We start from the raw sequence: 25,036 nt of genomic DNA, 5'->3' as shown, positions 1-25,036 counted from the left end.
GGTAGCGCCCAGCCATGCTCGGCGGCTGTTGCACGCGGAGCCGGAAGCACGCTTGCTTCAGCGAAACACCAGCCAACGCATCAACAGGAACGACAGCGCGGCCAGCACGCCTTCCACCAGCGGCTTGGCCAACCAGGCGTACTGCAGTCCCAATGCGTCGTGGGCGGCGGCGACCAGCACCGTGCTCACTGCAGTGACCGCCGCCCACAGGCCGATGAAGCGCGCGAAGCGCCGCCATCCCAGCCGCTGCCTGCCCTGATCGGCGAACGTATAACGCCCGTTGAGCCAGAAGCCCAGCAGCATGCCGCTGGCGCGCCCGATGACATTGCCCGGCACCACCGGCATGCCCATCGCGGTCACCGCCACGAACACACACCAGTCCAGCAGAAGCTGGACCAGGCCGACGATGAGGTAGGAACCACCTTGGCGGAGCAGGGACATGGACACGGGATGCAGGGCGCGTGACGCATGTTAACGGGCTGCGTTCTAGAATGTCGGCACACCATTGCGGACACCGTTATTCCATGAGCCAAGCCCTGCACGTGATCATCCTGGCCGCCGGCGCGGGCAAGCGCATGAGGTCAGTATTGCCGAAGGTGCTGCAGCCGGTCGCGGGCCAGCCCATGCTGGCGCACGTGATCGCAACGGCACGCGAACTGCAGCCCGCTGCGATCCACATCGTCTACGGTCATGGCGGGGACGCCGTGCGTGCGCGGTTCGCCGACCAGCCCGACCTGTTGTGGGCGGAGCAGGTGCAGCAGCTCGGGACCGGCCATGCGGTCGCGCAGGCCATGCCGGACGTGCCTGACGCCGCGCAGGTGCTGGTGCTGTACGGCGACGTGCCGCTGATCCGTGCGCAGACCCTGCGCGACCTGCTGGCGCAGCCAGGCCGGCTGGCCGTGCTGGCAGCGGAGATGGAGAATCCCACTGGCTACGGTCGCATCGTGCGCGACGCGGAGGGCAAGGTCGGCTCCATCGTGGAGCAGAAAGATGCGAGCGAGGAGCAGCGCCGGATCCGTACGATCAACACCGGCATCATCACCGCCGAATCCACCGCCCTGCGGCGCTGGCTTTCACAGTTGTCCAACGCCAATGCGCAGGGTGAGTACTACCTCACCGACGTGTTCGCGTTCGCTGCCAATGAATACACCGCGGCCGACATGTCCCTGGTGGCTGATCCGCAGGATGCCGAAGGCGCCAATGATCCGTGGCAGCTGTCCCAGCTTGAGCGCGCCTGGCAGCAGCGTGCGGTGCGTGCGCTGTGCGAGCAGGGTGCCCGCGTGTTGGACCCGGCAAGGCTGGACATCCGCGGCGATGTGACAGTCGGCCGTGATGTGCAGATCGACGTCAACGTGATCCTCGAAGGACGCGTCGAGCTGGCCGATGGCGTGGTCATCGGACCGTTCACGCGGTTGAAGAACGTCAAGTTGGGCCCGGGTACCGAAGTGCGCGCGCACTGTGACATCGAAGGCGTGGTGACCGAGGGCGCGGCGCAGATCGGACCCTTCGCGCGGCTGCGGCCGGGCACCGTGCTGGCCGACGGGGCACACGTGGGGAACTTCGTGGAAACCAAGAACGTCCGCATGGGCGTAGGCAGCAAGGCCAACCATCTGACCTATCTGGGCGATGCGGTGATCGGCAGCAAGGTGAACATCGGCGCGGGAACCATCACGTGCAACTACGATGGGGTGAACAAGTCACAGACGACCATCGGTGACAACGCCTTCATCGGATCCAACAGTTCGTTGGTGGCGCCCGTGCTCGTCGGCGAGGGCGCGACCATTGCCGCTGGATCGGTGATTACGCGCACCGCGCCGGACGGCCAGTTGACCGTCGCGCGCGTGCGCCAGCAGGTGGTTGAAGGCTGGCAGCGCCCGCAGAAGAAGTAGGCAGGTAGAGCCAACTTCAGTCGGTTGCAGGGTATCCCCGGTAGAGCCGACTTCAGTCGGCTGCAGGGCACCCCCGGTAGAGCCGACTTCAGTCGGCTGCAGGCGCAAGGCAGCCGACTGAAGTCGGCTCTACCAAGCGTGACGCCCCACGTCCATGGCCCACGGTTCACGCCCGACGCCCGACGCCCACATCTACGTCCACGCCCCACGTCCACGCCCCACCTCCCAGGCTCCCCCACGCCCGCAACCGCTTGCCGTCAGTTCACCGGCAACAGCAGCGACACGCACAGGCCGCCGTCCGTGCGGTTTTGCAGCGCGATACGCCCACCGTGCGCTTCGATGATCTCCCGCGTGAGCGCCAGGCCCAGCCCGGTACCGTTGCGCTTGGTCGAATAGAAGGGCATCAATGCGTTCTGCAGGACGGCCTCGTTCATGCCCTTGCCGCGGTCCAGCACATCCAGCCGAATCCACTGCGGCAGGCGGGTCAGCTGCACACGCACGTCGTCGTTGGGGGGATCAGACTCGGCACACGCCTCGTGCGCGTTCTTCACCAGGTTCAACAACGCCTGCCCCAGCTGGGCGATGTCCACACGGCTGTGCAGGTCGTCGGCAATCTCATCCATCTGGAAGGAGATCTGCTGCTGCAGGCTGGCCAGGAACGGCGCCCAGTGCACCGTCTGGAGCTGCGGGTGTGGCAGCTTGGCAAAGCGCGCATAGCCCCGGATGAAGCCTTCCAGATGACGCGCCCGATCTTCGATGGTCGAGAAGATCTCCGGCAGGCGGTCGAAGCGTTCGCGCCTGACCAGTTCACCGCCGGAGTGCGCCAGCGAGGCAATGGGGGCCAATGAATTGTTGAGCTCATGGCTTATCACCCGGATCACTTTCTTCCAGGTCTGTACTTCCTGCCGCCGCAGTTCGGCCGTCAGCAGGCGGATCAGCAGCAGGTCGTGCGGCCGGCCATTGAGGTGGAACGCGCGCCGCGACAGATGGTAGATCTGCTCGTCATCTTCGTCATCACTCTCTTCCTCGCGCACGGCGAACAGGCTGTCGCCGCCGCGCGAGATGGCGTCGCGCAGCGCCAGCGGCATCTGCTCCAACAATTCCAGAAGGCGTTGGCCTTCCAGCTTGTACCCGCCGTGCAGCAGCTTGCGTGCGGCCAGGTTGGAGAACACCACACGCTGCACGCCGTCACCGCCTGCGGCAAGCAACAGCATCGCCACCGGCGTGTTCTGCACCATGGTGTCGAGCAGCAGTTCGCGCTGCACGAGTGACTGCCGCTGCTCGCGCAGTACATCCCCGAGCTCGCGGTGCGCCTGCACCAGATGGCCCAGCTCATCCTGTGCCGGCCAGTGCACGCTGAAATTGAACTCGCCGTCCTTGTAGCTGCTCACCACGCCGGACAACGCGCGCATCACCGAACGTATCGGCGCGATGGCGCGGCTGAGGCTGATCCACATCAACGACAGCAGGACGATGCCGGAGAGCAGCGCGACGGCCCAGCCGTGGTCCATCCAGTAGGCCAGCAGCCACGGCAGCGCCGCCGCCAGGGCGAGCACAGGCAGCAGGCGCAGGAACAGGCGAACGGTGAGGGAGCGGGGCTTCATTCGCGGGGGATGTCGTATCGATCCATCCGACGGTACAACGCTTGTCGGCTCAGCCCGAGCTCCGCCGCGGCCTTCGCGATGATGCCGTGGTTGCTGGCGAGCGCGCTTTCGATGCGCTTGCGGTCCGGGTCAAGGGCGGCGCTGTTGCTGCGTGCGTTGGCCGGTGCGCGTGGCAGATTGAGGTCGGCCACCTCGATGCGCGGACCGGTCGCCAGCAGCTCGGCACGCTGGATCACGTTGCGCAGCTCGCGCACGTTGCCAGGCCATGCATGGCGCTGCAGGGCGCTGAGGGCCGCAGGTGAGAGCGGCTTGTCATCGCTCAGGAAGTGCTCGGCAAGCGGTGCGATGTCGCCGGTCCGCTCAGCCAGCGGCGGCAACGCCAGCTCGACCGTATTGAGGCGGTAGTACAGATCTTCGCGGAAGGTGCCGTCGCGGATCATCGCGGCAAGATCCGCGTTTGTCGCACTGACCACGCGCACTCTGACCTGCCGTTCGCGGTTCGAACCCAACCGCTCGAAGCGGCCGGTTTCCAGTACGCGCAGCAGCTTCATCTGGCCACCCAATGGCAGGTTGCCGATCTCATCGAGGAACAACGTGCCCCCATCGGCGGCTTCGAACTTGCCTTCGCGCGCCTTGTTGGCGCCGGTGTACGCGCCGGCGTCGGCGCCGAACAGCTCTGCTTCGATCAGATCGGCGGGCAGCGCGCCGCAGTTGACGGTGACGAAGGGGCCCTTGGCCACCGGCGAATTGGCCTGGATGATCTGCGCGATCTTCTCCTTGCCTGCGCCATTGGGACCGGTGATCAGTACCGGCAACGTCGAGCGCGCCACCTGGCAGGCCAGCGCGATGACGCGCTCGCTGGCGGCATCGGCGAACACTGCGTCGCACAGCTGGTAGCGGGCCTGCAGATCGGTGCGCTGGCGCTGCTCGCGCTGGCGGCGCTGGTCCAGCTCGCGGCGTGCCTCGGACAGCTCCAGCAGGTTGTTTACCGTGGTCAGCAGTTTGCGGTCATCCCAGGGCTTGGCCAGGTAGTCGGCGGCCCCTGCCTTCACCAGATCCACCGCGCTGCCCAGATGGGTCCACGCGGTCAACAGGATCACCGGCATGTCAGGGTGCGCCTGACGGATGCGCGCGAACAGGGCTTCCCCTTCTTCGCCCGAGGTCGTGTCCTCGGTGAAGTTCATGTCCTGGATGACCAGGTCCACCGGATGCTCGCGCAGCAGCGCCAGCCCCTGTTCGGGCGAGGTGGCTTGGAGGGTATCGATGTCATGCAGGGAAAACAGCACGTCCAGCGCGGTGGCCACGCTGGTGTTGTCGTCGATGATCAGGATCGCAGGCATTGAGCAGCTTCTGGTAGCGCCGAGCCGTGCTCGGCGGAACGTAGGCGCCGGCCGGGGCGCGGTGCTACGGACATCATGGCAGCAGGATATACAAGCCGCGCCAGCCGTGCCTCAGCTGCCGCGGGTGGCCACCGCCGGCGGTACCGCAGCGGCCCGCCGCGCCGGCCCGAACACCGCGATCTGTCCCAGCAGCCACAGCAGCACGGCGCCGATGGGCAGGTAGATCAGCGGCATGCGGGGCAGCTCATAGGTATTCATCAAGGCCAGGTTGATGGCATACGCCGCCAGCATGCCGAGCACGATGCCGACCGTGGCCAGCAGGAAGTTCTCGGTCTGGAAGTAGCGCAGGATCTGCCCGCGGGTCGCTCCCAGCGCACGGCGGATGCCGATCTGCTTGCTGCGCTGCTGCACCCAGAAGCTGGCCAGGCCGACGATGCCCAATGCGGTCACCACCAGCAGGGCAACGCAGACGGTGATCAACAAGCCGACCATGGCGCGATCGTTCTTGAAGAAGTCGTTGCGCTGGTCCTCATAGGTCAGTTTCTCGCGGACCAAGCGGTTGGGATCATTGCGTTCCAACGCGGCCAGCGCGCCTTTCAGCACCTCATCGCGACGCTCCGGGGCGGACCGCAGCAGATAGACGCCTTCGGTGAAGTCGGTCCGCAGCGGCATGATGAGCGACATCGTCGTGTTGTCGCCCCAGCCGGTGGGCGTGGCCAGGTGCTGCACGATGCCGATCACGTTGAGTGGCTGGTCGCCGGAATAGAACGTCTTGCCCAGTGCCGTCTGTCCCGGCGACAGGCCGTCAGCGGCCGCCTGGGTGATGATCACCGGCACGGCCTTACCCGCGCCTTCGCCGCTCTGCGCTTTCTCGCGGTCCACGTACTCACTGGGCAGGAAGTCGCGTCCGGCAATCAGGTTCAGTCCGAGCGTGGACAGGGCCCCTTCGTTGAAGCTGTACATGGCAGCGTGGATCGTGGGGCGCTCCTGTTCGGGTGTACGCGCGATGCCGCTGTTGGAGGAGTTGTTGCGGAACGGCAACTGGTTGGCGCGCGACACCTGGGTGACCCCGGGGACGGCGCGCAGGGCAGCGATGTCCTCGCGCGTGCGGGCCATGGCATCGGTCTGTTTGCCGATGCCGCTGACCCGCACCACGATCAGCTCTTTTTCGGCCACGCCGCTGGGTTGGCTGATCTTGTCGATGCGCTGGCTGACCAGGAACAGCGCGTTGCAGACGATGGCGCAGGTCAGGGCGACTTCGAGCACGATCAGCGAGGCGGCCGTCTTGTGCCGGCGCAGGGTGCTGAGGATGGGGCGGATGTCCATGCAGGTTCCTTGGTCTCGTGCTTACTGCGATTTAAGCTGGATGGCGGGGGTGACCTGCATGGCGCGCCACGCCGGCAACAGGCCGGCGGCGAGGCTGGCGAACAGGGTCAGGCCGAGTGCAAGCAGCAGCATGGTGCCGTCCAGATGAGCGAGCTTTGCGTACTCCACGGGTTGCTGGCGCACGGCATACAGCCCGGCCAACGCAAGCAGGATGCCGAGCAGGCCACCGGCCACGCCCACCGCGCCCGCCTCCACCACGCACTGCAGGAAGATCTGCCCGCGGCTGGCGCCAAGCGCGCGGCGCACGCCGATTTCACCGCTACGGCGCAGGAACTTGGCCAGCAGCAGGCCGACCGTGTTGATCAGGCACACCACCAGGAAGCCCAGCGCCAGCCACAGCTGCAGCCGTACGTCACTGGGAACGGCCTTCTTGAAATCCAGCCATTCCATCACCGAGGAAAGCTTGACGTTGGCCGGGCGCTGGAAGCGGCCGGCGGCGCGCTGCTGGTCCGAATAGTTCAACAGATACTGCCGGTAGTCATCGACCTTGGCCGGATCCAGTTCCACCCAGTACTGCAGCCACGTACACGGTGCATTGAGGTCCGAGCTGCTGCCATTGGGCGCTCCTTCGCCGAAGCAGTTCATGTTGCCGCTGCTGCCCAGCTTCAACTCGACGGAGGTGGAGAACGGCAGCAGCACGTCTTCTTCGTTGCCGTAGGCGCCGGTGGACAGATCGAAGAACCGCGGCTCGGGCTGCCATTCTTTCAGTACGCCGACCACGCGCATCGAATGCCCGCTGACGTTTACTTCGCGGCCCACGCTGTTGGCCCCGTTGAACAGCTTGTCGTTGAGCGTCTTGGACAGAACCGCGACGCGGCTGCGGCCTTCATCGTCGGTGGCCGTCCACCCATTGCCATACTGGAAGGGCACATCGAACATCGGGAAGAAATCGGCCGAGGTGTAACGCGAGTCCAGCGAGAACGGCTTCAGCGTACTGTTCTGCGGCACGATGGTCGCGCCGCCGGCGGTCATCACCGCCTGATGGATCCCTTTCTTGTCGCGCAACAGCGCTTCGGCATCGAACCGGGTCATCTGCTCTTCGGGCTCTTCACCGGGCACGAAGCCGGCACGCGGACGCGGGTCGACCTGCACGTAGAACAGACGGTCGCTCTTGCCGGGAATGGGATCGCCGGACAGCACATGGAATACGGTGAGGGTGGTCATCGAGGCGCCGATGCCGAGCGCGATGGCGACCACCATCAGGGCGGTCAGCACCCTGTTACGACGGAAGCTGCGCAGGGCCAGCCGGGTGTAGTAAGCAAACATGGCGGACCTCACTCGTTGACCGCGGCCACGCGCCGGGCGGTGGCCAGGACCGGTTCGCGCAGCAGGTCGGTGACCTGGCCGTCGACGATATGCACGTTGCGCTGCGCGCGCGCAGCCAGCTCTGGATCATGGGTGACCATGACGATGGTGGTGCCGGCGGCGTTGATTTCCTCCAGCAGTTCCATCACCCCACGGGCCATCTGGCTGTCCAGGTTGCCGGTGGGTTCGTCAGCCAGCAGCAGGCGCGGGCTGCCCGCCAGGGCGCGGGCAATGGCGGCGCGTTGCTGCTGGCCACCGGACAATTCGTTGGGATAGTGCTTCATGCGCGAACCCAGGCCGACCTGGCCGAGTGCTTTCTCGATGCGCTCGCGGCGCTCGGCCGAGGACATGCCGCGGTAACGCAGTGGTACGTCCACGTTGTCGAACAGGTTGAGGTCGGGGATCAGGTTGAACCCCTGGAAGATGAAGCCGATCTTCTGGTTGCGCAGGCGGCTGCGTGCATCGTCACCCAGCTGGCTGACGTCCTGGCCGTCCAGCAGATAGGTGCCGCTGGTGAAGGTCTCCAGCAGGCCGGCGATGTTGAGGAAGGTCGTCTTGCCTGACCCCGACGGACCGGTGACGGCGACGAACTCCCCCTCGTTGACCTTCAGATCCAGCGAACGCAGGGCATGGGTTTCCACCTGTTCGGTACGGAACACTTTGGCGACAGCGCGCATCTCAAGCATGGTTCTCTCCAGGATTCGTAGGGGATGGATCAGTTGATGGAAACGCGCTCGGCGTCCTTGAACAGGTCGCTGCCGGCGACCACGATGCGATCACCCGGCTGCACGCCGGACAGGATCTCCACTTCGCCCAGGCTGCTGACGCCCAGTTCGACGGGGCGGCGCACGGCGGTGCTGCCCTCCATCACGTAGGCGTGTCCGCTGCTTTGCTCGACGAAGGGGCCGCGCTCTACTTTCAGTACGTTTTTGCGGGTATCCAGCAGAACCCGCACCGACATCCGCTGGCTCTGGCGCAGGCCGGCCGGTTGCTTGTCGGCAAAACGCACGCGCGCGTTGACCTCACCGCTGACCACTTCGGGCGAGACGGCGGAAATTTCGCCGGGGAAGGGTTCGCCGCTGCCGCTGGTCAACTGGGCGGGCATGCCGATCGCCAGGTCGCGTGCGAAGCTCTCCGGCACCTTGATCTCGATCTCGAAGTTTGACAGATCGACCACGCCCAGCACCGGTGCGTTGGCGATCAGGTTGGTGTGCTGCACGGCCTGCACCTGGCCGACCTGGCCATCGAAGGGCGCCCGCAGGGTCAGCGCATCCACCTGCCGTTTCACTTCCGATACCACCGCACGCTGGCGGTCGGCCAGCAGGCGTTTGTTGCGTGCGTCCAGGTCCGCGCCCTGGCCCTGCAGGCTGGCGTCGGTCTGCGCGTTGAGCAGGCTGATATCGGCCTTCTTCAGGCTGTCCTGCGCACGTGCCAGATCGATCTGCGGCACCGCGCCGCCATCGAAGCCGCGCTGGTAGCGCTGCAGGTCGCGCTCTGCAGCGACCTTTTCGATACCCGCCTGGTCGGTGTCCTTGCGCGACTTGGCCCGGGTCAGCGTGGCATCCAGCGCGGCACGGCTGGACTCCGCTTCCAGCCCAGCCAGCGCGGCCTCTTCCTGGGCAAGCTTGCTGCGCAGTTCCGGGCTGTCGATCACGGCCAGCTCCTGGCCCTGCTTGACCACGTCGCCGGCCACCACTTTCAGGTTCACCGTGCCGGCGGAGATGGCGTACAGGATCGGGCTGTTGGCCGCGATCACCCGACCTTCGGCAGCGATGTCGCGCACCAGGTCGCCCCGCTGTACTTCCGCCACGCGCACCCGGCTGCTGTCGAAGGAACGGCTGGCGTTGAGCCATCCGTGCACCGCGAAACCGATCCCGGCCAGCACCAGGACGGCGGCCAGTGCCGGCCAGCGGTAGCGGCGCACCAGCGCGGCGCGGCCGCTTGTCGCACGGGTGGAAACAATCTGGTCCTGGGCGGAAGTGTCGCGGATCATCGAAGGGCCTGGGTGGTCGGTCTGCCTTCAGGGAAGCAGAGAGCGTGCCAACTGTTCAGGCCTTTTGGATCAGGGAGTTACGCTTCCTGCCGCGGTGTCCGCCTGTCCGCGGACACCGGGCCGGACACTTTCGTTAAGCGGACACACAGAGGCGCAGGGAGAGCCACGCTAGAATGCGGAGCTCAACACCAAAGGATGTGTGTCTATGTGCGGGATCGTGGGTGCGATTGCGGGTCGCGATGTGGTGCCTGTCCTCATCGAAGGACTGAAGCGACTGGAATACCGCGGCTACGATTCATCCGGCATCGCGGTGCTGCAGCAGGGTGAGCAGCCGGATATCCGCCGCGTGCGCCGGACCGGTCGCGTTTCGGAGATGGCCACCGCTGCCGATGCAGAGGGCTTCAGCAGCGTGCTGGGCATCGGCCATACCCGTTGGGCCACCCACGGCGGCGTGACCGAAGCCAATGCACATCCACATATCAGCGAGGGCGTGGCGCTGGTGCACAACGGCATCATCGAAAACCACGAAGAGCAGCGTGAAAAGCTGCGTGCGCTCGGCTATGTATTCGAGTCGCAGACCGATACCGAAGTCATCGCCCACCTGATGCACCACCACCTGAAGGGCGGCGACAGCCTGCTGTCCGCGCTGCAGCGCACGGTGAAGGAACTGACCGGTGCCTATGCGCTGGCAGTGATGAGCCGTGCCGAGCCCGATCACTTCGTCTGCGCACGCATGGGCTGCCCCCTGCTGGTCGGCATCGGCGACGGCGAGAACTTCGTGGCCTCGGACGTGTCGGCGATCATCTCGTCCACGCGGCGGGTGATCTTCCTGGAAGAGGGCGACACCGCCGACGTACGACGCGACGGCGTGCAGGTGTATGGCCACGACGATGCCCCCGTGCAGCGCGATGTCCACCTGTCTGATGTGTCGCTGGCCTCGCTGGAACTCGGCCCGTACCGTCACTTCATGCAGAAGGAAATCCACGAGCAACCGCGCGCGCTGGGTGACACCATCGAAGCGGCGATCGACGCCGGTGGCTTCCCGGTGGAACTGTTCGGAAAGAACGCGCAGGCGGTGCTGTCGGGCATCACCGGCGTGCAGATCCTGGCATGTGGCACCAGCTATTACGCCGGCCTGACCGCGCGCTACTGGATCGAATCCATCTCCGGCCTGCCGTGCAGCGTGGAGATTGCCAGCGAGTACCGCTACCGCGCGGCGTATGCCAATCCCAAGCACCTGATCGTGACGATTTCGCAGTCCGGCGAAACGCTGGATACGATGGAAGCGTTGAAGTACGCCAAGTCGCTTGGCCACCTGCATACGCTGTCGATCTGCAATGTCCCGGAAAGCGCGATCCCGCGCGCCAGCGAACTGGTCTGCTACACCCGCGCCGGTGCGGAAATCGGCGTGGCGTCGACCAAAGCGTTTACGACCCAGCTGGCAGCGCTGTTCCAGCTGACCGTAGTGCTGGGCAAGCTGCAGGGTCGCGTGGATGCGGCGCAGGAATCGGAGTATCTCGAGCAGCTGCGCTTCCTGCCCGGCAGCGTGCAGCATGCGCTGAACATGGAGCCGCAGATCGCTGCATGGGCCGAACGCTTCGCGCGCAAGAGCAGTGCGCTGTTCCTGGGCCGTGGGTTGCATTACCCGATCGCGCTGGAAGGCGCGCTCAAGCTGAAGGAAATCACGTACATCCACGCCGAGGCCTACCCGGCCGGCGAGCTCAAGCACGGTCCGTTGGCACTGGTGGACGAAGACATGCCGGTGGTGGTGATCGCACCCAACGACAGCCTGCTGGAGAAGGTCAAATCCAACATGCAGGAAGTGCGTGCGCGCGGCGGTGAGCTGTTCGTGTTCGCCGACCAGGACAGCAATTTCGTCGAATCCGAAGGCGTGCACGTGATCCGCACGCCGCGCCATGCCGGCGTGCTCAGCCCGATCGTGCACACGATCCCGGTGCAGCTGCTGGCCTACCACACCGCCCTGGCCCGCGGCACCGACGTGGACAAGCCGCGCAACCTGGCCAAGAGCGTGACCGTCGAATAAAAAAGGGGACGGAGGGGATTAAGTCGTTTTCGGCCTCTAGGCCCAAAACGACTTAATCCCCTCCGTCCCCTTTTTGTCGTTCGCTTACTGGGCCGAGGCGCGGCCTGGGCCGCGGTAGCGCGCCAGCCAATGGGCGTACGGGGCGGGCAGGGTGGTCCAGGCGGGGTTGTCGACGCCCAGCTCCTGCGCCAGCTGGTACGGGTAGTGCGGGTTGGCCAGGTGCGCGCGACCGATCATCACCAGGTCGCTCTGCTGCTTCTGCACGATGTCTTCGGCCGCTTCGGCGCCATCCACGCACCAGCCTACGGCCACTGGGATGCCGGCTTCATCGCGCACGCGTTGGGCAATCGGCGCCAGGAAGGACGGCGTGCCCCACGGCACCACGCCGGTCGGGATGACGAAGTTGATGCTGACGTTCAGCAGGTCCAGCCCGCGTTCGCGCATCTGCCGTACCAGTTCGATGGATTCAGCGACGGTCTCTTCATCGCGGCAGTCATACTCGATGACGCCCAGGCGTGCGGTCAGCGGCAGATCGGCCGGCCACACCGCGCGTACGGCAGCGACCGTTTCCAGCAGGAAGCGGGCCCGGTTGTCGAAGTTGCCACCGTACTGGTCATCGCGCTGGTTGCTGTAGGCGGAGAAGAAACTCTGCGCCAGGTAGCCGTGCGCGAAATGCAGTTCCAGCCATTTGAAGCCCGCATCGCGTGCCCGTTCGGCGGCCGATACGAAGTCCGCCTGCACGCGCTTGATGTCGTCCAGGGTCATTTCCTGCGGCAGCTTGGACAGGCCGCCACCGAAAGCGGTTGCCGACGGCGCCAGGGTCGGCCAGCCGCGCGCATCGTCTTCGGCCATATGGTCGTCACCTTCCCAGGGCAGGTTGGCGCTGGCCTTGCGTCCGGCATGGCCGATCTGGATGCCCGGTACCGCGCCGGTCTCGGCGATGGCGGCGGCGATCGGGGCCAGTGCGTCAGCTTGGGCGTCATTCCACAGGCCAAGGCAGCCGGGGGTGATGCGACCTTCTGCGGACACGCCGGTCGCTTCCACGATGACCAGGCCGGCGCCGCCACGGGCCAACCCCGTGTAATGCGCCAAGTGCCATGCGTTGGGCACGCCATCGACGGCGGAGTACTGGCACATCGGCGGTACCGCGATGCGATTGCGCAGGGTCACGCCTTTCAGCTGGAACGGAGAGAACAGTCGGGACATGGAAAAAATCCGGGGGAGGAGGGGGAGCAACGGCATCACGTACCGTGCGCTGCCCAGACAATGGGGGCCGGCGGAGGTGTAATCCATGGCGCTGCAGCAGGCGGAGGCAGGACGCTGCATGTCATCGGTGCAGGCATCAGCCGCGTCGAGCCAGACGCGTCACGCGGTCCACTGCGCGCGAACTGGGACAGAACAGCACCGTTCTGTCCGCATGGCGGCAGCGGACGACCAATCTTGAGTGCACGTCACCGCCGATATTCAGCGGCGGTTTCATCCGCGGTGCCATTCTCTGGATTGTTGGCAAGTCTCCACGACATACCGTCCTATCCAAGCCGATAGTGACCGATGGTCGCAGTCGTAGAATCGAGCTGGCCGGGGTGTGGGTCGCGTCGTTGAACCTGCCTCGTTCGCGTTGCACCAGACGTGCGCTGCAAGGTCCGGTCCCGCGGTGGGGGCGCACCGGCAGAGCCCATTTTTTGAATCAGTGAACTGCAACAGGAAACAAGAATGAACGTTCGCGAGCTACTGCAATCCAAGAAAGAAACGGTCATCACCATCGATATGGAAGACACCATCGGTGCAGCCGCGCACAAGATGAGTGCGAACAAGATCGCTGCCCTGGTGGTGATGAAGGACGGTGTACCGGTCGGCATCATTTCCGAGAAGGACATCGTGCGCTGCGTTGCCGATGATGGTCCGCAGGCCGGCCGCCGGGTGATCTCGAGCGTGCCCTCCACCGGCCTGGAAGGCATCGCCCCCGAAGCGACCCTGAAGCAGGCCATGTCGCTGATGACGTACTCGCGTCGTCGCCACCTGATGGTCACTGATGGCACGACGCTGGTAGGCATCCTCAGCCTGGGTGACATCGTCAAGAATCTGCTGGGTGAGCTGGAGCTCGAGAAAGCCGTACTGCAGGACATCTACCTGGCGGCGCACTGACGCCAACAAAAAAAGGGGACGGAGGGGATTAAGTCGTTTCTGGCACCGCTATGCCAGAAACGACTTAATCCCCTCCGTCCCCTTTTTCGGGGTCAGGCGTTGGAGATGATTTCGACCCAGTAGCCGTCAGGGTCCTTGATGAACGCCAGGTGCTTCATGCGGCCATCTTCCAGACGCTTCTGGTAGGGCACCTGCAGGTCGTCGAAGCGCTGGCAGGCCGCCTGGATGTCCGGCACTGATACGCAGATGTGACCGAAGCCACGTGGGTCGCTGTTGCCATCGTGGTAGACCGGGCCGGATTGGGTCTCGGTACCGTGGTTATGGGTCAGCTCCAGTACGCCGGACAGGCCAGCCATCCACAGGCGGCGGGCCGCGTCGTTTTCCGGAACCGCCGTGCCGGCGGGCAGCAGGGCCAGGAAGTATAGGCTGAACTGCGCTTCGGCGAAGTCGCGCTTGTCGAGCAGTTGGTAGCCCAGTACACGGGTATAGAAATCCAACGATGCCGTGGCGTCCTTCACCCGCAGCATCGTGTGGTTGAAGACGAAGCCGGCTGTTTCTGCCGGAGACTGGGCGGCGACGCCGGGAACAGTGCGCAGGGTAGTGAGGGTCATGGGGACTCCTTATCAAGACGGGCCGGTCAGGGCCGAAACGCCCATTCTACCGGCGGGCGGATGACGACGGCCCGGCGTAGAATGTCGGTTCCGCACCGCTCCACTACGGACATCAGACCCCGCCATGTCGCAGCGTGAATGGGTGGCAGCCGCCATCCGCAAGATCGAGGCCGATTTCAATCGTTCGGCCGATACGCATCTGATCCCGATGGATCTGCCCGGTTTTCCCGGCATCGATGTCTATTTCAAGGACGAGTCCAGCCATCCCACAGGCAGCTTGAAGCATCGGCTAGCGCGCTCGCTGTTCCTGTACGCGTTGACCAATGGCTGGCTGCGCGAGGGCCGACCGGTGATCGAGGCGTCCAGTGGCTCCACCGCGGTATCCGAAGCGTACTTCGCGCGCTTGCTGGGGTTGCCGTTCATTGCGGTCATGCCGGCCACCACCTCGCCGGAAAAGATCGCGGCGATCGAGTTCCACGGTGGCCGCTGCCATCTGGTGCAGAGCGCCTGCGGCCTGAATGCCGCGTCGGAGCAGCTGGCGCGCGAGACCGGTGGGCACTTCATGGACCAGTTCACGTTCGCCGAGCGCGCCACCGACTGGCGCGCCAACAACAACATTGCCGAATCCATCTTCAAGCAGATGGCCGAAGAGCCGCATCCCATCCCGGAATGGATCGTCTGCAGCCCGGGCACCGGCGGCACCGCGGCCACGCTGGGTCGCTACGTCAGCTACCGTCGGCACGACACGCGCATCCTCTGCGCCGATCCGGAAGTGTCCGTGTTCTACGACGGTTACCGCGCCGCGCTGTCGGGTGAGCCGTGGAAGCACCTGACCTGCGAGGGCGGCTCCCGGGTGGAAGGCATTGGCCGACCACGGGTAGAGCCCAGTTTCATTCCGACCAGCGTGGATGCGATGGTCAAAGTGCCCGATGCCCTGGCGCTGGCGGCGATGCGTCAGGTCAGCCGCAGCCTGGGACGCCGTGTCGGCGGGTCCACGGGCACCAATTTCATCGGCGTACTGCAGGCCGCGCAGTGGATGCGCGGTGCGGGGCGCGGCGGCAGCATCGTCACCATCCTCTGCGACAGTGGCGAGCGCTACGCGCACAGCTACTACGATCGGGCGTGGTACGAGCGCATGGGTATCGACGTGGTGGGTGCAGATGCCGTGCTGGAAGGCGTCATGGCCGGTGGATCGCTGCCGGTGCTGCCGGTCAGTCACCTGGAATAGCGGCGAAGGCCTGTAGCACCCAGCCCGTCGGCAGAATGCCGGCGGCGCTCGCCGTGCTCTTGCCATCGGCCCACGGCGATGCCATATGGGAGGGGATGCCACGCTGCGTGGCGCCCGTACCTGGAGTCGTTGATGACCACCACCAACCCATTGCTCGATCTTTCCGGCCTGCCCCGTTTCGACGCCATCCGCCCGGAACACGTCGGTCCGGCGCTGGACGTGCTGCTGGCCGAGGCGGAGGCCGCCGTCACCGCGGCAGAGAACGTGCATCCGGTGACCTGGGCGTCGTTCGTGGTGCCGCTGGACGATGCCACCGAGAAACTCTGGCGTGCCTGGGGCCAGGTGGGACACCTGCAGGCGGTGATGAACACGCCGGCGCTGCGCGAAGCCTACAACGAGAACCTGCCACGGGTGACGCGCTTCGGCAGTGCACTCGGCCAGAACCTCAAGCTGTTCCAGCAGTATCAGGCGTTGGCCGTGCCGGCAGTGGCGCAGGGTCTCGATGAAGCGCAGCGCAAGGTGCTGGACAACGCACTGCGAGACTTCCGGCTGGGCGGGGCTGAACTGGATGCGCCATCGCAGCAGCGCTTCAGCGCGATCAAGGAAGAACTGTCTTCGCTGTCGGCCAGGTTCTCGCAGAATGTCCTCGATGCCACCGATGCGTGGTCGCTGCACGTTGAAGATGCTGCGCGATTGGCCGGGTTGCCGGACGATGTACGTGCGGCCGCGCGTGCAGCGGCAGAGAAAGAGGGCCTCGCCGGTTGGAAGCTGACCCTGCAGATGCCGTGTTACCTGCCGGTGCAGACCTACGCCGACGACCGTACGCTTCGCGAAACGCTGTACCGCGCCAGTGCGCAGCGCGCCTCCGAATTCGGCGATGCGGGGTGGGACAACAGTGCAAACATCGAGCGCATTCTCGCTCTGCGCACCGAGCTGGCGGCGCTGCTGGGGTTCGACTCCTATGCCGATTACTCCATCGCCACCAAGATGGCGCAGGCGCCCGCCGATGTACTGGGATTCCTGCGTGACCTCGCGGCGCGTGCGAAGCCGCATGCGGCCAAGGATCGTGCCGAGCTGGAGCGTTTTGCCCGTGAAGAGCTGGGCATCGACTCCCTGCAGGCCTGGGACCTTGCGTACGCTGCCGACAAGCTGAAGCAGGCACGCTACAGCTATGCCGAGCAGGAGGTAAAACAGTACTTCACCGAACCGAAGGTGTTGGCTGGCCTGTTCGCGGTGATCGAACAACTGTACGGCCTGCGCGTGGAAGCGGACGTCGCGCCGGTCTGGCAGGCGGATGTGCGGTTCTATCGGCTGCTGGATGCGCAGGGTGCCCTGGTCGGACAGTTCTACCTTGATCTGTACGCCCGCGAAGGCAAGCGCGGGGGCGCGTGGATGGATGATTGCCGCAACCGCCGCGTGCGTGCCGATGGCAGCGTGCAGACCCCGCTGGTCTACCTGGTGTGCAACTTCGGCCGTGGTACGGCCGGCAAGCCGGCTACCTTCAGCCACAACGAGGTCACCACGCTGTTCCACGAAATGGGCCATGGCCTGCACCAGCTGCTGACCCGCATCGGCGAGCTGGGCGTAGCTGGCATCAACGGCGTGGAGTGGGACGCGGTCGAGCTGCCGAGTCAGTTCATGGAGAACTTCTGCTGGGAATGGTCACACCTGCAGGCCATGACCGCGCACGTGGACAGCGCTGAGCCGTTACCGCGCGCGCTGTATGAAAAGATGCTGGCGGCGCGCAATTTCCAGAGCGGTATGACCACGGTGCGGCAGCTGGAATTCGGCCTGTTCGACATGCTGCTGCACAGCCAGTTCGCACCTGCACAGGACACGGTGCTGAGCCTGCTCGATCGCGTGCGCGCGGAAGTCGCGGTGAACCATCCGCCCGCGTGGAATCGCTTCCCGCATCAGTTCAGCCATATCTTCGCCGGTGGTTATGCGGCCGGCTACTACAGTTACAAATGGGCCGAAGTGCTGAGTGCCGATGCGTATGCGGCGTTCGAAGAGGCGCCAGACGCCTTGGCGGCGACTGGCGCACGTTTCCGCGACGAAGTGCTGGGTCGCGGCGGCAGCCGCAGTGCGGCGGAGAACTTCCACGCGTTCCGTGGCCGCGCGCCGAGTATCGATGCGCTGCTGCGGCATTCAGGCATGGCGTGAGTCCAAGGTGGGCTTGTCAGCCGTTGCCTGCCTGTAGCTTTCCGGCCATCTCCAACATCAGGCGGATCGCGGGACTGGTGCTGACGCTCAGTGCGGTGCTGCCGTTGCTGGTGGCGACAAGCGGGTCTGCACCGGCGTTGAGGAGCAGTGCGACATTGTCCGCATGCGAGGCTTCCGCCGCTGCGATCAGCGCAGTGGCGCCGTTTCGTGGTTGGGCGGCATTGATGTCGACACCGGCTGCAATCATGGCCTTCAGCATGGCTGGGTCGGCGAGGGTTGCTGCCGCGACCACTGGGCTCAAATCCTCGCTATTGGGTGCCGTCGCAGAGGCGCCGTCGCGCAGCATCTGTTCCACGTGCTCCACCTGACCGTAGGCCACCGCGATGAACATCAGGTCGCACGGCGCCGGCACTGGGAATGCTGTGTTGAAGTTGCACGGCAGGGCGTCCATGTCTTCAGCAGACAAGCGCATTCCGCTGGCCATCTTGAAGTTGGCGGTGTTCCAGGCGGATGCAGCCTTCTCGGACATGGGCTGCGGAGCGGCGTTGCTGATCTGGGCAGGGACCGGCATGGCGGTATCCACTGACGGTGCTGGTGTGGCACCGGCCGCACTTTTATCGGGTTGCTGCAACGCGGGCGTTGGCATGCGGGCGACGAATGAGTTGATCGTGTGAGGCATGAAGATGATGCTCTGAGCGGCGGCGGTCTGCGCCGAAGCATATGGTGCAACCGACCAGAGCTGGCGGCTTTCAAGAAAACGCACACCGACCGTCTTCAGTCGACGTAGATCATTTTGCGGGTCATGCCGCCATCGACGATATGGTCCTGTCCGGTGATGAACCCGGCCATGTCTGAAAGCAGGTAGACGGCAAGGGCACCGATGTCTTCCGGTTGGCCGACGCGGCCCACCGCGTGCTGCGCGTGGTCGGCCTTGGAGAGCTTGGCCGTGCGTCGCCGCGCGGGCGCCTGCCAGGCGCCCGTGCTGATCCAGCCAGGGCTGATGCTGTTGACCCGCACGGCCGGCCCTGCACTGATCGCCAGGGCGTGGGTGAAGGCCAGCAGCCCGCCCTTTGCCGCGGCGTAGGCTTCGCTGTGCGGTTCGGACTGCTGCGCACGGGTAGAGGCGATGTTGAGGATGGCGCCACCGCCATCGGCTGCCAAGGCGGGCAGCGCGTGTCTGCTGCACAGGAACGCGCCGTGCAGCGAGGACAGACGCTGCTGCCATTCGCTCCACGTCATGTCGGCCAGCGGCGTGCCGTGCGCGCTGGCGATACCGGCGTTGTTGACCAGGCCATCGATCCGTCCGAAACGCTTCAGCGCCGCTTCGATGAAGCCGCGCACGCTCGATTCGCTGGTGATGTCCAGCTTGCGGAACGCGGCGTCGGCGGGGCGATTCCATTCCGCCAGACACGCCTTGCCGGCGTCCACATCCAGGTCCCCGATCATCACCTGACCCCCGGCACCGAGTACCGCTTGGGCGATCCCGCGGCCGATGCCATTGGCGCCGCCGGTGACCAACACCACCTTGCCCGCGAGCGGGGCGGTCGGCCACGGCGCAACGGCGGGCACGATGCTCACGACAGGTCTTCGCCGCGCAGGCGCCGCCACCAGCCCTGCACGCCGATCCGATCCAGTGTCTGGATGTTGCGCTCCACGATCACGTCCGGATCGGGGAAGGCATCGACCGCGCGCGCCACGCTGTCTTCGCGCAGCAGGTGCAGGATGGGGTAGGGCGCGCGGTTGGTGTAGTTGCTGGCATCGTCGGCGGCAACGCCCTCGAACTGGTACTGCGGATGGAAGCTGGCCACCTGCAGGATGCCCTGCAGGTCGAGCGCTTCGATCGCTGCGTCGGCGTTGTCGAGGAAATCGTTGTAGTCCAGGAAGTCGGTCAGCACGTCCGGGTGGATGATCAGCGTGGTGTCGATCTGCTCCGGCGAGGCATCGCGCAGCAGCACCAGTTCTTCGGCCAACTGCTCCACCAGCGCCTCAGGCGTGGTCGCATCACTGAGCACGTAGCGGACCTGCTCCTTCACGTACACCGCCTTGGCAAACGGGCACAGGTTCAGACCGATCACGATCCGTTCCAGCCACAGCCGCGTGGCCGCGATGGGATCTTCGGAAGGCTGGCCTTCGGCCGGAAACGCGTACTCGGTCATGGCGGGCTCGACAAGCTGGCGGGAGACGTCATTGTTGCGGAAAAAAAGGGGACGGAGGGGATTAAGTCGTTTTCGGCCAGCGTTGTTGGTCGAAAGCGACTTAATCCCCTCCGTCCCCTTTTTTATGCGTCAGTCGCGGAAGTTGTCGAACTGCAGGGGCAGGTCGAAGTCGGTCTTCTTCAGCAGGGCCATCGCATCCTGCAGATCGTCGCGCTTCTTGCCGGTCACGCGCAGCTTGTCGCCGTTGATCTGGCTTTCCACTTTCAGCTTGGCTTCCTTGAGCGTGGCAGCGATCTTCTTGGCGATCTTCTGTTCGATGCCCTGCTTGACGGTGATTTTCTGCCGTGCACCGGCCACGTTGGTTTCCACGTCGCCGAACTCCAGGCTCTTTGTGTCGATTTTGCGGGCTGACAGGCGGGCACGCAGGATGTCGGTCATCTGCTGCAGCTGGAAATCGCTGGGAGCGGACTGCGAGATCACCTCGTCTTCCAGGATGTACTTGGCATCCACGCCCTTGAAGTCGAATCGGGTGGTCAGCTCGCGGTTGGCCTGGTCCACCGCATTGGTCAGCTCGTGTGTGTCAACTTCGGAAACAACGTCGAATGAAGGCATGGGGTGCTCCTGTAGTCAGTCCCCCCATTCTACCTACCGGCCTTGGAAGCCTGCCGGAACAGGCGCGATAATGGGCGATGAACCTGCAACGCTCTCCTTCGCGTGCCGTGGCCTGGATGATCGGCGCGGTCGCCTGTTTCTCACTGATGGACGCTGGCATGAAGCAGCTCTCCACCGGCTATCCGTCGCTGCAGGTGACCTTCCTGCGCGGTGCCGCCTCGCTGCCTTTCGTGCTGGTCTGGGTGCTGGCCAGCGCCGGCCCGCGTTCGCTGATCCCGCGCCGCTGGGGCCTGCACCTGCTGCGCGGCGTGCTGGGCATGGTAATGATCGGGTGCTTCGTGTTCGCCCTGCGCGATCTGCCGCTTTCCACCGCTTACAGCATCTACTTCGTCGCGCCTCTGATCATCGCCGCCTTGTCGGTGCCGCTGCTGGGCGAGCGGGTGGGCCCGCGGCGGTGGGTGGCCATCGGCATCGGCCTGCTGGGTGTCGTGGTGGTGCTGCGGCCGGGCGTGGACGGATTCATCTCCATCCCGGGCCTGATGGTGCTGGTCGCTGCGACGGCCTACGCCATTGCCGCGATCACCGTCAGCCTGTTGACCCGTACCGATACGTCCCAGTCCATGGTGGTGTGGTTTCTGGTCATCATGGCCCTCGGTGCCGGTTTGCTGGCCTGGTCGGACTGGGTGCCGATGCGCCTGGCCGATGCGCCGCTGGTGGCGGGGATGGGGCTGGCAGGGGCGCTCGGGCAGATCGCCCTGACCCGGGCATTCCAGCTGGGCGAGGCATCGATGATCGCCCCGCTGGAGTACACCGGGCTGGTCTGGGTGATCGGCTGGGATCTGCTGTTCTGGCAGCAGTTACCTGACGCATGGACGTGGAGTGGGGCGGCGATCATTGTTGCCTCCGGGCTTTACCTGCTGCACCGGGAGCGGGTGAACCGGCAGGCCCCGCCGATGCCGCTGGACCACCCCTGAGGCGGCCACGCAGGCAGCGTGAGCGGGGTGGATCGGGCCAACCCAACCGATCAGCGGGATCAGCCCATCGCCGCGAGGATCCGTTGGTTGACCATGTGCAGCGTGGCGACCGTCATCGTCGACAGTCGTTCGACCCGCTTGATCAGCCGGTCAAGTGCCGCGATACGCGGGATATCGATGCCCGTGGGTGTTGGATCGCGCTGGGCAATGGTCTGCCTGAGCGCTTGCAGTCGCGATTGCATGGTGTTGAGGTTTTTGCGCACTTCAGCAAGGCATCTGCCCAGCGCGCGTAATGGGCGGTCGCGCAGTACGGCGATGTCGTCGGGCCGGGCAACGGATGCCAACGCGTTTTCCACATGGGGCAGCGCTTGCTGCAATGGGCGGATCGTCCCGCACTGGTCGATCAGGGGGCCGACACGTCGGCTGCGCGGGCGCATCGGATGCTGTGGTCCGGACACGCTGCGCTCCTGCCGGATGCTTCGTAGCGCTGTCGGGACAGGCCCGGGTTGCTGCGCGCCGCCCAGTTCCAGTTCGGCCAGCGCACCCAGCCACGGACCGGGATAGAGACGGGCACCGACCAAAGTGGCCAGCGGGGCGCTCTCCACCGCACTGATGGCTTCGGAGGCAGTCGACGTGGCGTGGTCGTCCCCCAGGCCATGCCACAGCAGACTGTCCAGCAGCGGCTCGCCGTCTGCGCGTTGATGGCTTTCCAGATAGTCCAGGGTAGCCGCGACCGCTTGCGGGTCGGCGACGCGCGGCTGCATGGGGGGAAGGGGTTCATCTCCCTCCGGTGCCATCCGCCACTGCGTGGTGGCCGCGAGCAAGGCGGTACCGGACAGGGCGAGCGCACCGCCGATCATGGCCAGCGCCGGCCGCCCGCAGGCCATGGCCGACCCTGACGCCGACGAGGCTGCCTGCACGGCCATCAGGCCGGCCTCCTCCGGTACAGCGGCCGCCGGTGCGACCCGGCTGGCCATCAGCAGGCCGGTGGCCACCGCCAACGGTGATCCCAGACGAAGCATGTTGCTGCGGAGGGGAGCGGGCGCGGCATCCGGCAGCGTCGGCAGGCCCTCCGGCTTCGTATCTTCGCCGCCAAGGGCGCGCGCGTCGGCCCGGCATACGCTGCGATCAAACGAACGCTGGTCGTGACGCGTCAGAAAGCCGGCGAAGACGTCCTGCGTGGCCTGATAGGAAGGGGCCTGGAGCAGCCGACCCTGCAGCATTGCCAACCCGGCGGCACCGAGGGTGCCGAGCCGCTCGTCCACCTGCCTAATGAGCTCGGCGTGCGCAATGAGTAGGTTGATCAGCGTGGAAGGTGGGCTGTCAGGCCCACTATCACGCGCCAGTCCGGCCAGAAACAGCTCCGCTGCGTGCGGATAGCGGTCCATCACTTGGCATGCAGTGGGTGGGCGGGTCGAGGGGGGCGCGATGGCCCCGGCGTCGTCGCGGTTGCCTGCCGGCAGGGCCCCATTGAGCAGCCGGACACCGCTGTGAGGGTGCGTCGGCAGCAGGACGGGGCGCACCGAACGCTCACGGATCGGTGACGCCGGGGAGTTGGGGGCAACGCTCATCATCGGAGCACTCTTTGCGGGACTTGAAGGGGCGCTCACTCTGCGGGAGCGGGTTGCGGCAGCACCATGGCGGTGATCGATTTCCGCAACGACCGGCGAGCGACGTCCAACGCATATCTGCATTGCGGGCGGGTCGCCACCGGCCGTTGACGCACCCGGCAGCGCCGTAAACGACGGTCGATCACGGCTGCTTAGAAGCAGACGGAATATCATTCGATCTGCCGGTACGGGCGCTGCTGCGCCCGTGCTGATAGGCTGCACGCCCCCTGTTCGCCCCCTTGGTGAGTCGACCCCGTGATCGAGTTCCAGCGCCTGCACAAATCCTATGCCGTGGCCGGCCGCGCCGTCAGTGCGCTGCAGCCGCTGGACCTGACCATCCAGGCAGGCGAGGTGTTCGGCATCATCGGCCACTCCGGTGCCGGCAAGTCGACCTTGATCCGTTTGATCAACCGCCTGGAAGAGCCTTCCGGTGGGCGCCTGCTGATCGACGGCGAGGACGTCACCGCGCTGGATGCGCAGGGGCTGCGCACGCTGCGGCGGCGCGTCGGCATGATCTTCCAGCACTTCAACCTGCTGTCCTCACGCACCGTGACCGGCAATGTCGCCTTTCCCTTGGAACTGGCCGGCACGCCTCGCGCGGAAATCGATGCGCGCGTCGCCGAGCTGCTGCAGACCGTGGGCTTGCAGGATCACGCCGACAAGTATCCCGCGCAGCTGTCCGGCGGACAGAAGCAGCGTGTTGGTATCGCCCGTGCGTTGTCCACCCGGCCCCAGATCCTGTTGTGCGACGAGGCCACCAGCGCGCTGGATCCACAGACCACGGCCTCGGTGCTGGCATTGCTGGCGAAGATCAATCGCGAGCTCGGCCTGACCATCGTGCTGATCACCCACGAGATGGATGTGATCCGCCGCGTCTGTGACCGGGTGGCGGTGCTGGATGCGGGGCACATGGTGGAGACCGGTCCAGTCACCGACGTGTTCCTGCATCCGCAGCACGCGACGACGCGTCGGTTCGTCAGCGAATCCGAGCACGTGGACGAGGGCATCCTGCACCGTGATTTCGATACCGTGGGCGGCACCATCGTGCGGCTGACCTTTCTTGGCGGGGACACCTACCAGCCCCTGCTGGGCAGTGTCGCCCGGCAGACGGGGGTGGACTACAACATCCTGTCCGGTCGCATCGACCGCATCAAGGACACCCCGTATGGCCAGCTGATCGTATCGCTGGTCGGCGGTGACCAAGCGGCTGCGCAACAAGCATTCAGTGCGGCGGGCGTGCACGTGGAGGAACTGCGTCGATGATCATCGCAAGCAACGGCGGGTTCTTCCGCCATCTCGATGCGGGCAAGTGGGCCGACATCGGCCAGGCCACGCTGGATACGCTGCTGATGCTGGCGGGTTCGTTGCCGCTGACGTTGGTCATCGGCCTGCCGTTGGGGGTGCTGTTGTATCTGTTTGGCGCGCCCCGGATGCGCCGGCGCCCCTTTGCCTATGGTGGCCTGGCACTGGTGGTGAATCTGCTGCGGTCGGTGCCCTTCATCATCCTGATGATCGTGCTGATCCCGGTCACGCTGGCGCTGATGGGCACCTCGCTCGGCGTGCGCGGCGCGATCGTGCCACTGGTGATCGGCGCGGCCCCGTTCTACGCGCGCTTGGTGGAAACCGCGCTGCGTGAGGTGGATCGTGGCGTCATCGAAGCGACCCAGGCGATGGGGGCGACGACCTGGCAGCTGGTGACGCGCGTACTGCTGCCGGAAGCCCGCCCAGGCCTGATCGCCGGGGCAACGGTGACCACCGTGGCGCTGATCGGCTTTACTGCGATGGGCGGTGCGATCGGCTCCGGTGGCTTGGGTGACCTGGCCTTCCGCGACGGCTACCAGCGCTCGCACACCGATGTGGCGCTGGTCACCGTGGTGCTGCTGCTGGTGCTGGTGCAGTTGCTGCAGATGGTGGGCGACCGGTTGGTCGCCCATTACAGCCGCAGGTAAGCCTGCGTGCCAGCGTGTCCCGGCGGA

22 protein-coding genes are annotated in these 25,036 nt (G+C 65.6%); 8 read left to right on the top strand and 14 right to left on the bottom strand.

What is annotated here, in order from left to right; genetic code table 11:
• Window positions 1–57: 57 nt before the first annotated feature.
• Window positions 58–441: a GtrA family protein gene (locus ABRP17_RS05835; RefSeq protein ID WP_349986554.1), complete on the bottom strand. Its 384-nt coding sequence runs from the start codon at window positions 439–441 to the stop codon at window positions 58–60.
• Window positions 442–524: 83 nt separating this feature from the next.
• Here ABRP17_RS05835 and glmU point away from each other — a divergent pair, with 83 nt between their 5' ends.
• Window positions 525–1,889, top strand: coding sequence for a bifunctional UDP-N-acetylglucosamine diphosphorylase/glucosamine-1-phosphate N-acetyltransferase GlmU (glmU, locus tag ABRP17_RS05830; protein ID WP_349986555.1), 1,365 nt, complete (start codon window positions 525–527; stop codon window positions 1,887–1,889).
• A gap of 257 nt (window positions 1,890–2,146) precedes the next feature.
• On the opposite strand, the gene ABRP17_RS05825 is transcribed toward glmU, so the two are convergent.
• From ABRP17_RS05825 to ABRP17_RS05800, 6 genes are all read right to left on the bottom strand, one after another.
• Window positions 2,147–3,493, bottom strand: a complete 1,347-nt coding sequence (locus ABRP17_RS05825) for an ATP-binding protein (RefSeq protein WP_349986556.1) — start codon at window positions 3,491–3,493, stop codon at window positions 2,147–2,149.
• Complete coding sequence (locus ABRP17_RS05820) at window positions 3,490–4,833, bottom strand: sigma-54 dependent transcriptional regulator (RefSeq protein WP_349986558.1); 1,344 nt, start codon at window positions 4,831–4,833, stop codon at window positions 3,490–3,492. The genes ABRP17_RS05825 and ABRP17_RS05820 overlap by 4 nt, the downstream gene beginning before the upstream one ends.
• Window positions 4,834–4,944: 111 nt before the next feature.
• Window positions 4,945–6,159, bottom strand: a complete 1,215-nt coding sequence (locus ABRP17_RS05815; protein WP_349986559.1) for an FtsX-like permease family protein — start codon at window positions 6,157–6,159, stop codon at window positions 4,945–4,947.
• Between the two features lie 21 nt (window positions 6,160–6,180).
• A complete protein-coding gene (locus ABRP17_RS05810) occupies window positions 6,181–7,485 on the bottom strand; it encodes an ABC transporter permease (protein ID WP_188325053.1) in 1,305 nt (434 codons plus the stop codon).
• Window positions 7,486–7,493: 8 nt separating this feature from the next.
• Entirely contained in the window at window positions 7,494–8,210 is a 717-nt protein-coding gene (locus ABRP17_RS05805) for an ABC transporter ATP-binding protein (protein ID WP_188325052.1), read from the bottom strand.
• Between the two features lie 29 nt (window positions 8,211–8,239).
• On the bottom strand, window positions 8,240–9,517 hold the full coding sequence (locus tag ABRP17_RS05800; RefSeq protein ID WP_349986561.1) for an efflux RND transporter periplasmic adaptor subunit: 1,278 nt from the start codon (window positions 9,515–9,517) through the stop codon (window positions 8,240–8,242).
• A 205-nt stretch (window positions 9,518–9,722) separates the two neighbouring features.
• Between ABRP17_RS05800 and glmS the strand changes: the two genes are divergently transcribed.
• Entirely contained in the window at window positions 9,723–11,561 is a 1,839-nt protein-coding gene (gene glmS / locus ABRP17_RS05795; RefSeq protein WP_192080810.1) for a glutamine--fructose-6-phosphate transaminase (isomerizing), read from the top strand.
• Between the two features lie 84 nt (window positions 11,562–11,645).
• Here the strand turns inward: glmS and ABRP17_RS05790 are convergent, their stop codons facing one another.
• Window positions 11,646–12,767, bottom strand: coding sequence for an NADH:flavin oxidoreductase/NADH oxidase (locus tag ABRP17_RS05790; RefSeq protein WP_349986563.1), 1,122 nt, complete (start codon window positions 12,765–12,767; stop codon window positions 11,646–11,648).
• A gap of 507 nt (window positions 12,768–13,274) precedes the next feature.
• Here ABRP17_RS05790 and ABRP17_RS05785 point away from each other — a divergent pair.
• Window positions 13,275–13,706, top strand: coding sequence for a CBS domain-containing protein (locus ABRP17_RS05785; RefSeq protein WP_188325048.1), 432 nt, complete (start codon window positions 13,275–13,277; stop codon window positions 13,704–13,706).
• A 92-nt stretch (window positions 13,707–13,798) separates the two neighbouring features.
• Here the strand turns inward: ABRP17_RS05785 and gloA are convergent, their stop codons facing one another.
• Window positions 13,799–14,317 (bottom strand): lactoylglutathione lyase, encoded by a 519-nt coding sequence (gene gloA / locus ABRP17_RS05780; protein ID WP_349986147.1) that lies wholly within the window; start codon window positions 14,315–14,317, stop codon window positions 13,799–13,801.
• Window positions 14,318–14,441: 124 nt separating this feature from the next.
• Here gloA and ABRP17_RS05775 point away from each other — a divergent pair, with 124 nt between their 5' ends.
• Entirely contained in the window at window positions 14,442–15,545 is a 1,104-nt protein-coding gene (locus ABRP17_RS05775; protein WP_349986146.1) for a PLP-dependent cysteine synthase family protein, read from the top strand.
• 132 nt (window positions 15,546–15,677) lie between these two features.
• A complete protein-coding gene (locus tag ABRP17_RS05770) occupies window positions 15,678–17,708 on the top strand; it encodes a M3 family metallopeptidase (protein WP_349986145.1) in 2,031 nt (676 codons plus the stop codon).
• A 16-nt stretch (window positions 17,709–17,724) separates the two neighbouring features.
• On the opposite strand, the gene ABRP17_RS05765 is transcribed toward ABRP17_RS05770, so the two are convergent.
• The 4 genes from ABRP17_RS05765 to ABRP17_RS05750 form a co-directional block, all read right to left on the bottom strand.
• Window positions 17,725–18,471, bottom strand: a complete 747-nt coding sequence (locus tag ABRP17_RS05765) for an ankyrin repeat domain-containing protein (protein WP_349986143.1) — start codon at window positions 18,469–18,471, stop codon at window positions 17,725–17,727.
• 11 nt (window positions 18,472–18,482) lie between these two features.
• Complete coding sequence (locus ABRP17_RS05760; protein WP_188325042.1) at window positions 18,483–19,286, bottom strand: SDR family oxidoreductase; 804 nt, start codon at window positions 19,284–19,286, stop codon at window positions 18,483–18,485.
• A complete protein-coding gene (locus ABRP17_RS05755; RefSeq protein WP_188325041.1) occupies window positions 19,283–19,864 on the bottom strand; it encodes a DUF1415 domain-containing protein in 582 nt (193 codons plus the stop codon). Before ABRP17_RS05755 ends, ABRP17_RS05760 begins: the two co-directional genes overlap by 4 nt.
• A gap of 129 nt (window positions 19,865–19,993) precedes the next feature.
• Window positions 19,994–20,476 carry a YajQ family cyclic di-GMP-binding protein gene (locus ABRP17_RS05750; protein ID WP_188325040.1) on the bottom strand — a complete coding sequence of 161 codons (483 nt, stop codon included), beginning with the start codon at window positions 20,474–20,476 and terminating at the stop codon, window positions 19,994–19,996.
• Window positions 20,477–20,553: 77 nt separating this feature from the next.
• Here ABRP17_RS05750 and ABRP17_RS05745 point away from each other — a divergent pair, with 77 nt between their 5' ends.
• Window positions 20,554–21,450, top strand: coding sequence for a DMT family transporter (locus ABRP17_RS05745; protein ID WP_188325039.1), 897 nt, complete (start codon window positions 20,554–20,556; stop codon window positions 21,448–21,450).
• A gap of 59 nt (window positions 21,451–21,509) precedes the next feature.
• Here the strand turns inward: ABRP17_RS05745 and ABRP17_RS05740 are convergent, their stop codons facing one another.
• Window positions 21,510–23,234: a hypothetical protein gene (locus ABRP17_RS05740; protein WP_372486914.1), complete on the bottom strand. Its 1,725-nt coding sequence runs from the start codon at window positions 23,232–23,234 to the stop codon at window positions 21,510–21,512.
• A gap of 81 nt (window positions 23,235–23,315) precedes the next feature.
• Between ABRP17_RS05740 and ABRP17_RS05735 the strand changes: the two genes are divergently transcribed.
• Both ABRP17_RS05735 and ABRP17_RS05730 read left to right on the top strand, forming a co-directional pair.
• Window positions 23,316–24,323: a methionine ABC transporter ATP-binding protein gene (locus ABRP17_RS05735; RefSeq protein ID WP_349986141.1), complete on the top strand. Its 1,008-nt coding sequence runs from the start codon at window positions 23,316–23,318 to the stop codon at window positions 24,321–24,323.
• Window positions 24,320–25,009: a methionine ABC transporter permease gene (locus ABRP17_RS05730; protein WP_349986140.1), complete on the top strand. Its 690-nt coding sequence runs from the start codon at window positions 24,320–24,322 to the stop codon at window positions 25,007–25,009. Before ABRP17_RS05735 ends, ABRP17_RS05730 begins: the two co-directional genes overlap by 4 nt.
• Window positions 25,010–25,036 lie beyond the last annotated feature (27 nt).

Source organism: Stenotrophomonas sp. WHRI 8082, from assembly GCF_040223995.2.
GTDB lineage: Bacteria > Pseudomonadota > Gammaproteobacteria > Xanthomonadales > Xanthomonadaceae > Stenotrophomonas.
The sequence above is the reverse complement of the archived record's forward strand: the minus strand, read 5'-3'. Positions and strand labels throughout refer to the sequence as shown.